The following is a 15,766-nucleotide window of genomic DNA, read 5'->3' on the forward strand; positions in this document are numbered from 1 at the left end:
TTTGCCTTGCTTTGCCCCTAGAGGGCGAGCCGTTTAGCAAAGCCAGCACCAGGCAAAGTTGCCCAATTGTTTTATCTTTTGGAGTTTGGCAAACGACACATGTGCTTTATAATGCAGCTGATGACACTCATCGGGAGAGAGTTATATGATCGCCCTACCTGGAGTCGCCATCCACAGCAAGATCTATGAGAGTGCGGTATCTCTGGTGTATCGAGGTATCAGAGAGCAAGACGATCGCCCGCTCATCGTCAAACTGCTCAAGCAAAATTACCCCTCTCCCCAAGAATTAACTTGCTACAGACAGGAATATGAAATTACGCGCTCCCTGAATCTCCCAGGAGTTGTCAAGGCGTATAGCCAGCAAGATTATCAACGCACACTCGCTATTCTCTTAGAAGATTTTGGTGGAGAATCTATCGAGAGATGGATGCGGCAGCGAAAAGAAAGATTCTGCCCCATGCCCTTATCCAATTTCTTCAGATTAGCCATTGACATTACAGAGATTCTAGGCAGAATTCATCACGCTAATATCATCCACAAAGATATCAACCCTGGCAATATCGTCTTCAATTCAGATACGGGTGTGGTTAAAATCATTGATTTTGGCATTGCCACCCGATTTAATCGCACAAATCCAACCTTCAAAAGTCCTCATGTATTAGAAGGTACACTTGACTACATTTCTCCTGAGCAAACGGGGCGGATGAATCGCTGGCTCGATTACCGCACCGATTTTTATTCGCTCGGTGTAACGTTCTATGAACTGCTCGCTGGACAGCTACCGTTCCCGACAACAGACATACTGGAGCTAGTTCATTGCCATATTGCCAAATCGCCTGTTCCGCCTCACGAATTGAATACAGCGATTCCTAAAGCAGTTTCAGACATAATCATGAAACTGATGGCGAAAAATGCGGAAGATCGCTATCAGAGTGCCTGGGGAATTAAGGCGGATTTAGAAAGGAGCGATCGCCAATTTGCCCAAAGCGGTCAAATCGATCGCATCCAATTAGGTCTTCAAGATATTTCCCAGCAGTTTCACATTCCCCAAAAACTGTACGGACGAGAAGCAGAGATTGCAGCATTATTGGCGGCGTTTGACACAGTAGCCGAAAGAGGAAATGAAGAAAATGCTCAAATGATGCTAGTCTCTGGTTACGCGGGAGTAGGCAAATCTGCATTGGTGCAGGAACTCTATAAACCGATCGCAGCAAAGCACGGCTATTTTATCTGGGGTAAGTTTGACCAATTCGGGCGTAATATTCCCTACAGCGCGATCGCCCATGCCCTACAAAAATTGGTGCAGCAACTACTGGGTGAACCCGACGAGCAGTTGCAACAGTGGCGCGATCGTCTGCTGACGGCATTGGGAAGCAACGGACAAATCATCATTGATGCAATCCCAGAAGTTGAGTTAATCATTGGCAAGCAGCCGCCTGTACCCGAAGTTGGCGCAATCCAAGCACAGAATCGCTTCAATCTAGTCTTTCAAAAGTTTGTGCGGGTGTTTTGTTCAAAAGAACATCCCCTGGTAATCTTCTTAGATGATTTGCAGTGGATCGACTCAGCGACGCTGAAGTTAATCGAGCTAATATTACTCGACGAGCAGACTCAATTCCTATTTTTAATTGGAGCCTATCGAGATAACGAAGTGTATCCAACGCATCCACTGGTATTAACACTGGAAAAATTGCGAAAACAAGGGGTAGTGCTTCAGGAAATAATCCTGAAACCCTTAACTTTAGAAGCATTGAGTCAATTGATTGCCGAGACGCTACACCACAATATTGACACTGTTCGTTCTTTAGCCCAATTAGTGTTACGTAAAACCGAGGGCAATCCTTTTTTTGTCGGTGAATTTTTGCGAATGCTGTATAGCGAAAATCTGTTGATTTTTGATGCAAAACAGTTAAGCTGGCAGTGGGACATAGCCCAGATTGAAGCGCAAGATATCACTGAGAATGTGGTGGAGTTGCTGCTGCTCCAGTTAAAGCAATTACCAAAAGAAACACGCCAAATTCTCCGTCTAGCCGCTTGTGTTGGAGCTGAATTTGATTTGGAAACTTTAGCAATCGTTTATGAGCGATCGCTAAGAGCGATTTTCCAAGATTTACTAGCAGCAATCCAAGCTGGATTAATTCAACCTATATCTGAATTAGACGAAAACTTGTTAGTTCAAAACTATAAGTTTTTGCACGATCGCGTCCAGCAAGCGGCTTACGCCTTAATTGACGAGTCGCAAAAACAAGTGGTTCGTTTGCAGATCGGGCGCAATCTACTAGGAAAAATGTCGCCAGAGCAACTGTCAGAGCGACTGTTTGAAACTGTGGATCATCTCAACCAGGGAATTGAGCTTGTCACTGCTCAACCAGAACGAACCGAAATTGCCAGATTGAATTTAACGGCAGGTCAGAAAGCGAAGATAGCAACAGCTTATGAAGCAGCACTTCAGTATTTCACGACAGGGCTTCAACTCCTCAATTCAGAGAGTTGGCAGAGTGAGTATGACCTCACCTTAGCGCTGTATTCAGAAGCAGCAGGAGCGGCATATCTTCAGGGTCGCTTTAGTGAAATGGAACAATTCGTTGAAGTGGTACTCGATCGCGCAAAGACAGCGATCGATAAAGTGCAGATTTACGATAGTAAAATTCAAGGATACTTGTCACAGGGCAACTCAAAAGAAGCACTTAAAATTGGACTGGAAGTGTTAAAGCTCCTAGGAGTAGATTTAATAGAAAATCCAGATCAGGTAGATATTCAAAGAGAATTGGAGTCAACGGCTGCACTATTAGCTGGACGAGAAATTGAAGACTTAATTCATCTACCAGAGATGATTGCACCAGAACCGCTAGCAGCAATGTCAATCCTGGCAAATATCGCGGGTACTGCATTTCTTGTGTCACCAGCATTGATGATACTAATTACGTGCAGAATGGTAAATTTATCAATCAGCTACGGCAATGCTGCCTTGTCGCCAATGAGTTATGCTGACTACGGGCTTGTTCTATGTGGAGTTGTTCAAGACATTGAACTTGGTTACAAATTTGGCAAATTGGCTCTCAGTCTGGCAGAACGATTCAATACCAAAACAGGGAATGCTAAAGCATTAATGGTATCGAGTGCCCATGTTATGCATTGGAAGGTACATATTAGGGAAACAATACCATTTCTAGTTGATGCTTATCAAAATGGAGTAGAAACCGGAGACTTTGAATTCGCTGGTTATGCTGCATATAACGCATGTTATCGCTCGTTTTTTGTTGGTGAGGAACTCTCCCAACTGGAACAAAAAACGGCAACCTATAACAAAGCAATCAGACAAATCAGACGAAAAAATCCCTCTAATTGGATTGCAGGGTTGTGGCAGGCAATCCTTAATCTATTAGGTAGGTCTGAGAATCCCAGCCGTTTAACGGGTAGTGTATATGATGAAGAGCAAGCACTATTGCACGCTATTGAAATTAAAGACAAAAATGGAATTCGCTTCTTCTATTTTAACAAGATTACATTGTGCTACCTATTTGGAGAGTATGATCAAGCTGCACAAACCGCTGTGGTAGCAAGGCAGTATTTAGAAGAGGTAGAAGCAATATCATCGGTTATAGTTTTATTCCGCTTATATCATTCTCTAACACTTTTGAGCTTAATGGTTGAGGCTTCAAGTCTTGAAAAAGCAGCCTGGCTCAGTTGCGTTAAGACTAACCAAGAAAAGACGCAAAAATGGGCAGATCACGCTCCAATGAATTATCTCCATAAATTTCATCTGGTCGAGGCAGAGAAAGCGCGAGTCTTAGGGCGATTTCTTGAGGCTGAAGAGCTTTATGAACGAGCGATCGCAGGTGCTTCTGAAAATGAGTTTATCCAAGAAGAAGCATTGGCTTATGAATTAGCGGCTAAACATTATCTAGCGCGAGGTCGAGAAAAAATTGCCCAAACCTACATGAAAGAAGCCCACTACTGCTATGATCGCTGGGGCGCAACCGCTAAAGTTAAAGACTTGGAAAAACGCTACCCGCAACTACTCAACTCTAATCTGGTTCGGCAATCGAATCCAATCGTGACAGATGAAACGATCAGTCGTCCGACAGCGACGATCGATCTGGCTGCGGTGATGAAAGCGGCTCAAGCCCTCTCAGAAATAATCCATCTCGATCGATTAACTGCAACGTTGATGCAGGTAGTGATAGAAAATGCAGGAGCCGAAACAGGCGCTCTAATTCTCTTAGAAGACGATCGGCTCACTATGGTGGCTCAATACAGTGGGAGTAGACAGGGCAAGCTGGAAAAGACTACTGTTGCTGGCTGTGCAACGGTTCCTGTCTCCGTTATTCACTCGGTAGAACGCACTCAAGAAACTCTGGTGTTTGATGATGCAGTTAGTGAACCGTCTTTCTTGACTGATCCGTATATTCAAAGCCAGCAGACGCGATCGCTCCTGTGTATGCCAATTCTCAAGCAAAGTCAGCTTATCGGCATTCTTTATCTGGAGAACAATCTCAGTACCGGAGTGTTTACCAGCGATCGCTTGCAAGTCCTCAAACTGTTGATTGCTCAAGCAGCAATTTCGCTGGAAAATGCTCGACTGTATGAACGGTTAGAAGACTATGCCCAAACACTGGAAAGGAAAGTAAAAGAGCGAACTCAAGCCTTACAACAGGAGATCAATGAGCGCATCCAAACCGAAGCCGCATTAAGACAAAGTGAAGCGAATTATCGCAATCTAGTACAAACTGCAAATTCGATCATCCTTTGCTGTGATACGCAAGGACGAATTCGATACATGAACGATTGTGGGCTGGAATTCTTTGGCTATGAAAAACATCAGATTTTAGGGCGGACTTTACTCGAAACGATCGTTCCAGAAACCGAAACCTCTGGACGCGATCTCAAACAATTTGTCCACAATCTGTTTGAAAATGTTGAATCTCACTTGCCTGAATCTTACCTGCAAACCGAGAATGAAAACCTGTGTCGAGACGGTAAACGAGTTTGGATTGCCTGGTCAAATCAAGCAATCTTGGATGAACAGGGACAGGTAGTGGAAATTTTATCTGTTGGCAATGACATCACCCAGCTCAAACAAGCCGAGGCAGCCCTACAGCGCAGTGAAACTAAGTTTCGCAACATTTTTGAAAACTCACAGGTCGGTATCTTCCGCGCCCGCCTCTCGGATGGATTATTTCTTGATGCTAATCAACGCTTTGCGAATCTATTTGGCTTCGATTCACCGGAAGAGGTGATTGGGCTTCTACATGGTGTAGACTGTTATGTAAATCCCAGCGATCGCCAGCAAGCGCTGGAATTACTTAACCGCGATGGTAAACTGCAAAACTTTGAAGTGCAGTTGCGAAAACGGGATGGAACATTGTTTTGGGCACTTTACTCTGCTCGTCCGAATGTTGCCGATCAATGCATGGAAGGAGTGATTGCGGATATTAGCGATCGCAAGCAAGTAGAAGAAGCCCTACAAGCCTCAGAGACAGAGCTACGGACTTTAATTCAAGCAATTCCCGATCTATTATTTGTACTGACTGCCCAAGGGCGAATCCTCGAAGCGATTGCAGTGGAGCCGCATCTGCTATATCAACCCATTGAGGAGATGATTGGTAAAACCGTGCATGAAATCGGAAAGCAACAAGCCGATGAATTTGTTGAGTATATTCAGCAGGTGCTGAGAACCCAACAAATTCTTACAGTCGAGTACAGTATGTTTCTGAATGGACGAGAAACCTGGTTTTCAACTCGCATTGCGCCGTTCCGCGACGAGCAGGTAATTTGGCTCTCGCGAGATATTACGGCTCTTAAGCAAGCAGAAACCGCCTCAATTTTGGAAGAACGCAACCGCATGGCACGCGAAATTCACGATACACTAGCCCAAGCGTTTACAGGCATTCTGGCTCAGGTAGGAGCTGCAAACCAGGTGCTAACGGATGATTTAGAAGCAACTGGGGCACATCTAGACCTGATCAAAGAATTGGCACGAACTGGACTGACTGAAGCGCGGCGATCGGTGATAGCGCTCCGTCCTCAGCTTTTGGAGGAGGGCAGTTTACAGAGCGCTTTACATCGTCTGGTAACTCAAACCAGAGCTGCCGCAACTGATACCACTTTATATTATGAGATCGAGGGTGCAGTGTATTCTCTACCCATTGAAGTAGAGAATAACCTACTGCGGATTGGGCAAGAAGCATTAACCAATGCTATTAGACACGCCAATGCTGAAGAAATTCGAGTGGAGTTAGTATACGATCGCGATCGGTTTTGCTTGCGCGTGAAAGACAATGGGCAGGGCTTTGGAGTTGGAAGTGTTCCATCCTCTAATGGTTTTGGCTTGTTAGGCATGAGCGAACGGGCAGAGCGCATCGGCGCACAACTGACAATTGGGAGTCAACCTGGGCGAGGAACAGAGATTATTGTCACCGTCAGTCGGGAGTGAGTCACACGATGAGCCAAGCCATTACAATTCGGGTTCTGATTGCGGACGATCATGCGATTTTTCGGCAAGGATTAGCCACGATTATTAGCCGTGACCCAGATATGACGGTGATTGCTCAAGCCGAAAATGGGGAACAGGCGATCGCCTTATTTCGGGAACACCAACCGGATGTAACGCTAATGGATCTGCGAATGCCTAAAGTTGAAGGAGTTGCCGCCATCGCTGCAATTCGTGCTACCGCTAAAGCTGCTCGGATTATTGTACTGACAACGTATGATAGTGACGAAGATATTTATCGGGGATTGCAGGCAGGAGCAAAAGGATACCTGTTGAAAGAAACTGAACCTGACGAGCTTCTGAATGCCATTCGCACCATTCATCGGGGTCAGCAGTATATTCCGCCTGATGTGGGAGCAAAATTGGTACAGCGCCTCAGCAATCCAGAACTGAGTGAAAGAGAACTGGCGGTACTCCGTTCAATGGCGCAGGGGATGAGTAATGCTGATATTGCGGCTGCTTTGAGTATCGGTGAAGGCACTGTTAAATCTCATGTGAATCGGATTTTGAATAAGTTAGATGTAAGCGATCGCACCCAAGCCGTGATTGTTGCCATTAAACGCGGCATTGTCAGTTTATAGGGTGTACTTGCGATGGAATTCGGATTCTAACTTGAGTTAGAGCCAAGCTTCCACTCTACGATGGAATGGTTGCTCTATCAATTTATACTGTAAAAAATTTAACTGATTGTAGACGACAACTTCAAGTCAATTGCATATATTGAATTTATATAAATCGTGATGGAGTAAATTGACTGAGCAACTTAATTGCAAGGTTCCAGTTTGCTTGTACAGATGTAGAAAGATGAGCGACGACTATAGCCACAGTTCCCTATTTGTGCCAGCTTCAACCCAAGATCGTATTCAAGGTGTGCTGAGTGCTGCCGTGGTGCTGGTGATGTATGGGGACTATCAATGTTCTAAAAGCGCGGACGTTTACAGGCTGATTAAAGCCATCCGGCGAGAGCTTCATGTTTCTTTTGGAGAGGACTATTTATGTTTCATCTTCCGTCATTTTCCACAGATCCAGATTCATGCTCAGGCTCAACGTGCGGCTCAAGCAGCACAAGCTGCCGCCGCCCAAGGTCAGTTTTGGCAAATGCACGATACTTTGTTCGACCATCAACCAGCGTTGGGAAACGGCTATCTTGTCGAGTATGCCGATCGTCTCGGACTGGATATTTCCCAATTTTTGCAACATCTGTCTAAACAAATGCATGTCGATCGCATCAATGAAGATATCGAAGGCGGAATACACAGTAAAGTAACGACTGCCCCAGCCCTGTTTATCAATGGAATTCGGTATACCGGGCGCTGGAAAACGACAGAGTTGATGGCAGCCATTGTTGCTGCAAGTCACTAAGCTCTTCGATCCCTATTCCCAATTTATATCTGACTTATTTATTAGTGCTAGTAAGCTATCTAATTTCGATGGCTAGCTTTTGCCTGTTTTGTTGAACAAAATTGCCATCTTTTGAATCATGATAACAATTGAATTTAAGAACAGAGGCTTAACACGCACCCAATTGCAACAAGTACTCGACTATATCAATACTCACCTCGATCGAGATTTGTTACTGGCTGAGATTGCAGAGGTCATCAACATTAGTCCAACCTACTTTGCCAGTTTGTTCAAACAGGCTACAAAAATCCCACCCCACCAGTATGTGATTCAACAGCGAGTCGAACGGGCGAAATTGATGCTGTCGAAAACGGACTTAGCAATTGCAGACATTGCTTTACAAGTCGGCTTCTCCAGTCAAAGCCATTTAACATGGCAGTTTAAGCGGTTGACTGGAATGACTCCGAAGCAAGTTCGTTAACACTATAAGAATTTGATAATAGACATCTCTAGAAAATAATTCTGCGTTATCCGAAATCCTTGGTAGGGGCGAACATCTGTTCGCCCTTACATCATTTTTGGAGATGTCCAATCATCATAAGAATATGAAAGAAATTGACTGTTAGGACTCAGTACACTTTAGTTAGTAAATCAAGTGGTGATGTCGCAAAGATTTTGTGAGCCACTGTTTACTTCAGAGTTGTAATGTGTCCATTTCAATTATTTCCATAACGGTTTTAGTTGTTTGCGACACGTGCTTCAATTACTTTCAATTAAAAGGAAAAACATCATGACTACGAACAATCTGTACGCGATCGACACCGTTCAAGATATCAACGAGGAATCTGCTGCTGCGGTTCAAGGTGGCATTCTGGTTTACACAGGTTCTAATTTCCGAGGGGCACGAAGAGATGTGCAGGCTACACGCAATCTACGCTCTGTGGGATTGAATAATGTCATTTCCTCGATCCGCAACAACACTCGGAAAACCTGGGTATTCTACACTGGTTTCAACAACTCAGGAAGCCGCTTTAGCCTACGTCCCGGACAAACAGCTAGCCGCCTGGGAAGATTCGACAACCAGATTTCTTCGCTGAGAAGCATCGGCTAAACCCACTCTCTAGCCTACTAGTTTACCAATTTTGAATTACGGGATATCACGCAATTCAAAATTAAATTTAAGGAATTTTTGAGGTGATTTTCAAACTCAAAAATTCCTTGATTAAGGCGATTTTAGATTTTAGATTAAATGAAAATCTGAAATCTAAAATATTTGGTTTCAAGCTTCTGGGTTCACCTTTCGACTTCGCTCAAGGTAAACGGAGAATAAAACAAAAAAATTCAATATTTAAGCCTGTTCTTTATAAGGAAAGGTTAATCCAAAAGACGCTCGCGGACTCGCTAACGCTCCGCTATCATAAATCCAAAATCCAAAATTGAGTGACGTTTAAACAAATATTTGCGTCACCATTGAGAACTCAGCCATGAAATATCCTAGTGTATTACAACATAGCGAAGAAGATTGCGGAGCTGCTTGCCTTGCCACCGTTGCCAAAACTTACGGACGCACCCTCGCCATCAGCCGCATCCGTGAAGCCGTTGGCACGGGTTCGCGCGGCACCTCGCTGCTGGGACTCAGTCGGGGTGCAGAAGCATTAGGTTTTAATGTGCGGCAGGTGAAAGCCACTGATGATTTTCTCGATCGCCTAGATCGAGCCCCTCTACCTGCAATTATCCACTGGAAAGGCTATCACTGGATTGTGCTGCATGGGCGAAAGGGCAAGCAGTATATCATTGCCGATCCGGGTGTGGGAATCCGATATCTCAGCCGTCGTGAACTTGTAGAAGGCTGGAGTAACGGCATTATGCTATTGCTGTTACCCGACGACAATCGCTTTTATCAGCAGCCAGAAGATACGGTCAGTGGATTAGGACGATTCATTCAGCGAGCACTCCCTTATCGTTGGCTGCTGGCTCAAGCGACTGGACTGAATGTGGCAATCGGTTTGCTCTCTCTCGCTTCGCCGCTGATGATGCAACTCCTCACCGATGATGTACTGGTGCGGGGCGATCTGCAATTGCTGACAACTATGGCGATTGGAGTAATTGTCATGAACCTGTTTAGCAGTGCGATCGGGCTGGTGCAGGCTCATTTGATTGGTCACTTTGGGCAACGTTTGCAGCTTGGGCTGGTTCTGGAATATGGACGGCAGTTGTTGCATTTGCCCTTAAGCTACTTTGAGGGACGGCGCAGCGGCGAGGTAGTCAGCCGAATTGACGATATTGATGCGATTAATGCGTTGGTGTCCGAAGTTGTCCTGGGCTTGCCCAGTCAGTTTTTCATTGCTTTGATCTCTCTAGGTTTCATGCTGTTTTATAGCTGGCAACTCACGCTGGCCTCTCTAGCTGCCTTTACCCTGACTGCTTTAGTCAATCTGCTGTTTGTGCCTGCCTTGCGCCAAAAAACGCGCAATCTAATCGTCTCCGGCACAGAAAATCAGGGCTTTCTGGTGGAAACCTTTCGCGGGGTGCAAGTCCTCAAAACCACCCATGCGACCGCTCAAGCCTGGCAGGAATATCAGAGCAACTATGGTCGCCTTGCAAATTTGGACTGGGGCATGATGAAGCTGGAGTTATATAGCAGCACGATCACGAATATACTGTCTACCCTGACGAGTATTGCTGTCCTCTGGCTGGGCAGTTATCTAGTGATTGGGCAAACGATGTCGGTGGGTCAACTGCTGGCGTTTAGCGGCATGAGCGGTCATTTGCTGGGCTTTCTCAGTTCAGCAATCCAACTGATCGACGAATTCCTCAAAGCCCAAGTCGTGATTCAGCGCCTGACAGAAGTGATCGACGCTACGCCCGAAGATGCCCACGACGAGAAAAAGCCCTGGGCAAATATACCCGATACAGCAGATATTACCTGCACAAACCTCAATTTCCACCACGCTGGACGAGTCGATCTGCTGCAAGACTTCTCCCTGACCTTTGCTGGTGGACAGACGATCGCTCTGGTGGGTCAGTCGGGCTGTGGCAAAAGTACGCTCGTCAAGTTGCTGGCAGGTTTATACTCGCTACAATCGGGCAATATCCGCTACAGTGTTTTCAATCAGCAGGATCTATCGCTCGATTGTTTGCGCCAGCAGGTTGTCCTCGTTCCCCAGGAACCCCATTTCTGGAGCCGATCGATTCTCGACAACTTTCACTTTAGCTATCCCCATATCTCGTTTGAAGAAATAGTCCACGCCTGTCAGCTTGCGGGAGCCGATGAATTTATCAGCAGCTTACCCGACAAATATCAGACGGTGCTGGGCGAATTTGGGGCGAATCTTTCCGGTGGACAGCGGCAGCGATTAGCGATCGCCCGTGCCCTGGTGAGTGACCCGCCGATTTTGATCTTAGATGAATCGACCGGGGCGCTCGATCCAGTCAGTGAAGCACAATTACTCGATCGCCTGCTTCATCACCGCCAGGGGAAAACCACGATTTTGATCAGCCACCGTCCGAAAGTAATTCAGCGTGCCGATTGGGTGGTCATGCTCGAACAAGGCAGGTTGAAAATTCAAGGAACGCCGGCCGATCTGCGGCAGCAGGCAGGTTCTCACTTAGACTTCCTGGATGATAACGTATGGGATGCAAAACAGTTCGTGAAGCCGTCGGCTGATGAGTATCGTAATGGACATCATAAGAATATTACAACAGATATTGCAACGATGCATTGATTAATTCGTTCCAGTTTTTTTATTCCAGCGAGAATCCTGATGACTCAACAGATTCACTTTCTACCGCCGATTCGAGACAATGAATTCCTGCCGCCCATCAGCCGTTGGACACAGATTGGAGGATTGGTGATCGTCGGCATCATGGGGATTGGCATGACGCTGAGTGCAGTTACGCATTACAAAATGACTGTCAAAGCGCAAGCCACAATTCGCCCGGCAGGAGAATTGCGGTTGGTACAAGCCGCTACCGAAGGTGCAGTGATGCAAATTTTAGTCAAAGAGAATCAACTCGTAGAACGGGGAGAGGCGATCGCCACGATCGATGATGCTCGCCTGCAAACGAAAAAGAGCGAGCTGCAAAGCACTCGTCAGCAAGCCCAACTCCAGCTCGTGCAAATTAATGCTCAAATTAGTACCCTCAATCGTCAGATTGCGGCAGAAACCAATCGCGTCGATCGGTCTGTAGCAGCGGCCCAAGCAGAGCGGAGCCAGCGCGATCGGGACTATCAAGAAAGACAGGTGACAACAGCGGCGGATCTGAAGGAGGCAGAGGCAACGGTGAAGCAGGCGATCGCCACCCTACAAGCCGCCCAGACGAAGCAGCGCCGCTATCAAAAGGCGGCTGAAGCGGGTGCGCTCTCCCGCGATCAGCTAGAGGAAGTAGAGTTGGCAGTACAGCAACAAGAACAGGCAGTCGCAGCGGCTAAAGCCAAACGGCAGCGCACTGAAGCAGCGCTCAATCCCAGCCATGCGGAAGTGGTAATGGCGGTTGAGCGTATCGCTCAAGAGCAAGCCAGCGGTCAGGGAAACCTCGCGGCATTAGCCAAAGAGCGAGCAGCCTTGGTGCAGCAGCGGATTGAAATCGACAAACAGCTAAAGCAAACCAACCACGAACTCCAACAAATCGAGCTGGATCTCCGCCAAACCACGATCGCCGCTACCGCAGACGGGATTGTCGCCAATCTGCATTTACGCAATCCAGGGCAGACAGTGCGAGTGGGCGAGAGTATCGCCGAGATTGTTCCGAGTGATGCGTCACTAGAAGTAAAGGCAGCCGTGTCGCCGCAGGATCGAAGCAAACTCAAACCCGGTCAACGGGTACAGATGCGGGTTTCTGCTTGCCCTTATCCGGATTATGGTGTCCTGAACGGTCACGTCAGCCGCATCTCGGAAGATACTGTTAAACCAAGAGCCAATGCAGCCGCTCCAGATGCCGAACAAAGCAGGACTGCACCTGCCTTCTATGAGGTGACGATCGCCCCAGAGCGTCGATCGCTGGGACACAGACAACACCAATGTGTGATTCAGTCGGGGATGGAAGGAAGAGTCGATATCATTGCCCGTGAAGAGACGGTGCTGACATTCTTGCTCAGAAAAGCAAGGCTGATGGCAGACCTATAGGTTTTCAAATTATTCGATCGCTCCAGATTCAAATTCACTTTTCCACTGTTCGCGGAACGTAGAAAATTTATGTTTATACCAGATTAAGACGAAAGAATCACACCAAAGCAGATTCGCTAACACCATAAGAATCTAACAAACCGTCATAAGAATCTGAAAGAAGCCAAGTATTCAAACTTTATACACTTTGAGTAGATGAAGTTAGAGGCATTTAATCAGCCTCGATTCAGCTTTAATTACCACTGAAAGGGTTCTAATATGCTTTCTAGACTGATGATAGCTGTTGCAACCGCAGTGCTGATGATTGCGACCTCTTGTATCTTTCCAACGATAGCACCAGCCAAAAGTGCAAAGGCTCAAGTGCCAGGTGTCTATCCATTCAAGTTAGGGGATTTCACAATTACAGCACTGAGCGACGGTACATTACCCCAGGATCTCCATACGCTTCTGTCTAATACGAACCCAGCACAAACCGATCGCCTTCTCCAGAAAAGCTTTCTGACCAATCCTGTCGAAGCATCCATTAATGCTTTCCTGATCGACACTGGAGATCAACAAGTGCTAGTAGATACGGGAGCAGGGAACTTCTTTGGGCCAAAGTTAGGCGGCAAACTTCAGACATCGCTGAAGGCAGCAGGTTATGCCCCTAGCGAGATTGATGCAATCCTCCTGACCCATATTCATACCGATCACAGCGGTGGTTTAGTCGAAGGGGGTAAACTGATATTTCCCACCGCCACGATCTATGTTGGCAAACCTGATGTTGATTTCTGGCTCGATCGTACTAATGCAAAGCGATCGAACGTTGCTGAAAAATATTTTGACGAAGCCGCGAAAACCGTCAAACCTTATTTAGATGCAGGCAAGCTGAAATCGTTTTCTGGCAAGACGGCTATTTTACCGGGAATCACCACGTATCCCACGCCCGGACACACGCCTGGTCATAGCTGCTATGTGGTGAAAAGCAGAGGCGAGAGCATCGAGTTTTGGGGCGATATTGTTCACTTTGCCTCAGTGCAATTCCCAAAACCAGAAATCACAGTTGCTTATGATGTCGATAAAGATGCTGCTGCTGCACAACGAAAAAAACAGTTTGCCAGAGCGGATGCATCACGGCTCTTGGTAGCAGGCGCCCATTTGCCGTTTCCAGGTGTTGGGCATCTCCGTGCAGCAGATCGAGGCTATGTCTGGGTGCCAGTGGATTACCGATGGCGTGAACCCTAACTCAGAGAGCCTGAAGCATTGCAACCTGCCGCATTTGCAGGGTGTGAAAAACCCTGTAATTCGCCTGTTGAGTCACTCTAACATGATAATCTAGAAAATTGAGACAAATCAATCTGTTGAGTTCTAAGAACAAGGTTTATGACAAGCAACCTGATTAGCTCGCTCGACCTCAGCCAGCGATTGAATAAAGCTCCGGCGTTATCCAGTCGGCAGATGAACTGGAACGGGGTTTTGGTTGAGCAGTGCAACGGTTCTTCGTCATCTTTTGAAATAGAACTTCCTGCCCTAGCCGATCATTGGCTCAACTTACATCTGGGACACCCTGCTCCTTTAATCCAGAAACGTGACGATCGCCTGCATAAGTCAGCCATTCAAAAGGGGGACACTATCCTTGTTCCGGCTGGACAATCGAGTTACTGGCATCGGCACGAGGGTGTCATTTGTGCTCCGCTGCATATTCACTTAAAACCAGAGTTGATCGCGCAAGTTGCTGAAACATCGAATTTCAATAGCGATCGGATCGACCTGATCGACTGTTTTTCTAAGCATGACCTGCAATTGCACAATATCGCCATGCTGCTTTTAGCTGAGTTGCAGTCAGGCGGTGTAATGGGACGGCTTTATGTTGAATCATTGACCCAAATCTTGGTCATTCATCTGCTGCGACACTATTCAACCTTGACGCAACCCATTACGTTTGAAGGCAGAAACTTAACTCGTACTCAGTTGCAACGGGCAATTGATTATGTTCACGCTCATCTGAATCGAGATTTATCGCTAGCTGAACTGGCAAGCGTCGTCAATATCAGCCCCACTTACTTCGCGAGTTTATTCAAGCAAGCGATAGGAATTTCACCGCATCAGTATGTGATTCAGCAGCGAGTGGAACAGGCAAAATTCATGCTGAAGAAAACAGATTTAGCGATCGCAGACATTGCCTTACAAGTCGGTTTCTCCAGTCAAAGTCATTTGACACAACAGTTTAAACGCCTCACCGGGATAACACCAAAGCAAGTTCGCTAACAAACACCATAAGAATCTGACAAACTGTTATAAGAATCTGAAAGAAGTTGAGCATTGGAACTCAGTACACTCCAAACAGATAGGACAAGGAGAATCCAATGCAGCCAGCACCAGATATAGAGCAACAGACGACACAAGCTTTTGCAGCTCATTTGGCACTTGTGGGCAAGGATGTTCAAGCTTGGGTAAATTTATTTGCCGAAAATGCAGTGGTTGAATTTCCATATGCTTCCACTACACCAGGACGATTAGAAGGCAAACAAGCCATTTATAACTACATGAAAGACGTACCAGCACAGATGCAAGATTTGGTATTTACAAATATTCGTGCTTACCCAACGTCAAACCCGAATATTCTATTTGCTGAGGTTCATGGAGAAGCCGTCATTGTCGCCACAGGTCGTCACTATCAACAAAATTATGTAATGCGACTGGAAACTAAGGAAGGCAAGATCGTTCACTACCGCGAATACTGGAATCCTGTTGCCGCTCTTGAGGCATGGGGTGGCACACAAAATTTGCGCCAATCTTTCAATGTAGATAGTGCAGAGTAATCCAA

General features: G+C 46.4%; 10 protein-coding genes. All 10 read left to right on the top strand.

Annotated elements, in window-relative coordinates:
• Positions 1-145 precede the first annotated feature (145 nt).
• Positions 146-6,436, top strand: coding sequence for a PAS domain S-box protein (locus RM368_RS17010; protein ID WP_322695146.1), 6,291 nt, complete (start codon positions 146-148; stop codon positions 6,434-6,436).
• Between the two features lie 8 nt (positions 6,437-6,444).
• Positions 6,445-7,074, top strand: a complete 630-nt coding sequence (locus tag RM368_RS17015; RefSeq protein ID WP_322695147.1) for a response regulator transcription factor — start codon at positions 6,445-6,447, stop codon at positions 7,072-7,074.
• A gap of 223 nt (positions 7,075-7,297) precedes the next feature.
• Positions 7,298-7,855: a DsbA family protein gene (locus RM368_RS17020; RefSeq protein ID WP_322695148.1), complete on the top strand. Its 558-nt coding sequence runs from the start codon at positions 7,298-7,300 to the stop codon at positions 7,853-7,855.
• Positions 7,856-7,973: 118 nt separating this feature from the next.
• Positions 7,974-8,315: an AraC family transcriptional regulator gene (locus RM368_RS17025; RefSeq protein ID WP_322695149.1), complete on the top strand. Its 342-nt coding sequence runs from the start codon at positions 7,974-7,976 to the stop codon at positions 8,313-8,315.
• 309 nt (positions 8,316-8,624) lie between these two features.
• Positions 8,625-8,945 carry a beta/gamma crystallin-related protein gene (locus tag RM368_RS17030; protein WP_322695150.1) on the top strand — a complete coding sequence of 107 codons (321 nt, stop codon included), beginning with the start codon at positions 8,625-8,627 and terminating at the stop codon, positions 8,943-8,945.
• Between the two features lie 373 nt (positions 8,946-9,318).
• Complete coding sequence (locus RM368_RS17035) at positions 9,319-11,559, top strand: peptidase domain-containing ABC transporter (protein ID WP_322695151.1); 2,241 nt, start codon at positions 9,319-9,321, stop codon at positions 11,557-11,559.
• Between the two features lie 39 nt (positions 11,560-11,598).
• A complete protein-coding gene (locus tag RM368_RS17040; RefSeq protein WP_322695152.1) occupies positions 11,599-12,960 on the top strand; it encodes an HlyD family secretion protein in 1,362 nt (453 codons plus the stop codon).
• A 258-nt stretch (positions 12,961-13,218) separates the two neighbouring features.
• Positions 13,219-14,184 (top strand): MBL fold metallo-hydrolase, encoded by a 966-nt coding sequence (locus tag RM368_RS17045; protein ID WP_322695153.1) that lies wholly within the window; start codon positions 13,219-13,221, stop codon positions 14,182-14,184.
• Positions 14,185-14,322: 138 nt separating this feature from the next.
• Positions 14,323-15,207: an AraC family transcriptional regulator gene (locus RM368_RS17050; RefSeq protein ID WP_322695154.1), complete on the top strand. Its 885-nt coding sequence runs from the start codon at positions 14,323-14,325 to the stop codon at positions 15,205-15,207.
• Between the two features lie 98 nt (positions 15,208-15,305).
• Positions 15,306-15,761, top strand: a complete 456-nt coding sequence (locus RM368_RS17055; protein WP_322695155.1) for a nuclear transport factor 2 family protein — start codon at positions 15,306-15,308, stop codon at positions 15,759-15,761.
• Positions 15,762-15,766: the final 5 nt, after the last annotated feature.

Origin of the sequence: Nostoc sp. DedSLP03 (genome assembly GCF_034530815.1) — a bacterium.
Lineage (GTDB): Bacteria > Cyanobacteriota > Cyanobacteriia > Cyanobacteriales > Nostocaceae > Nostoc.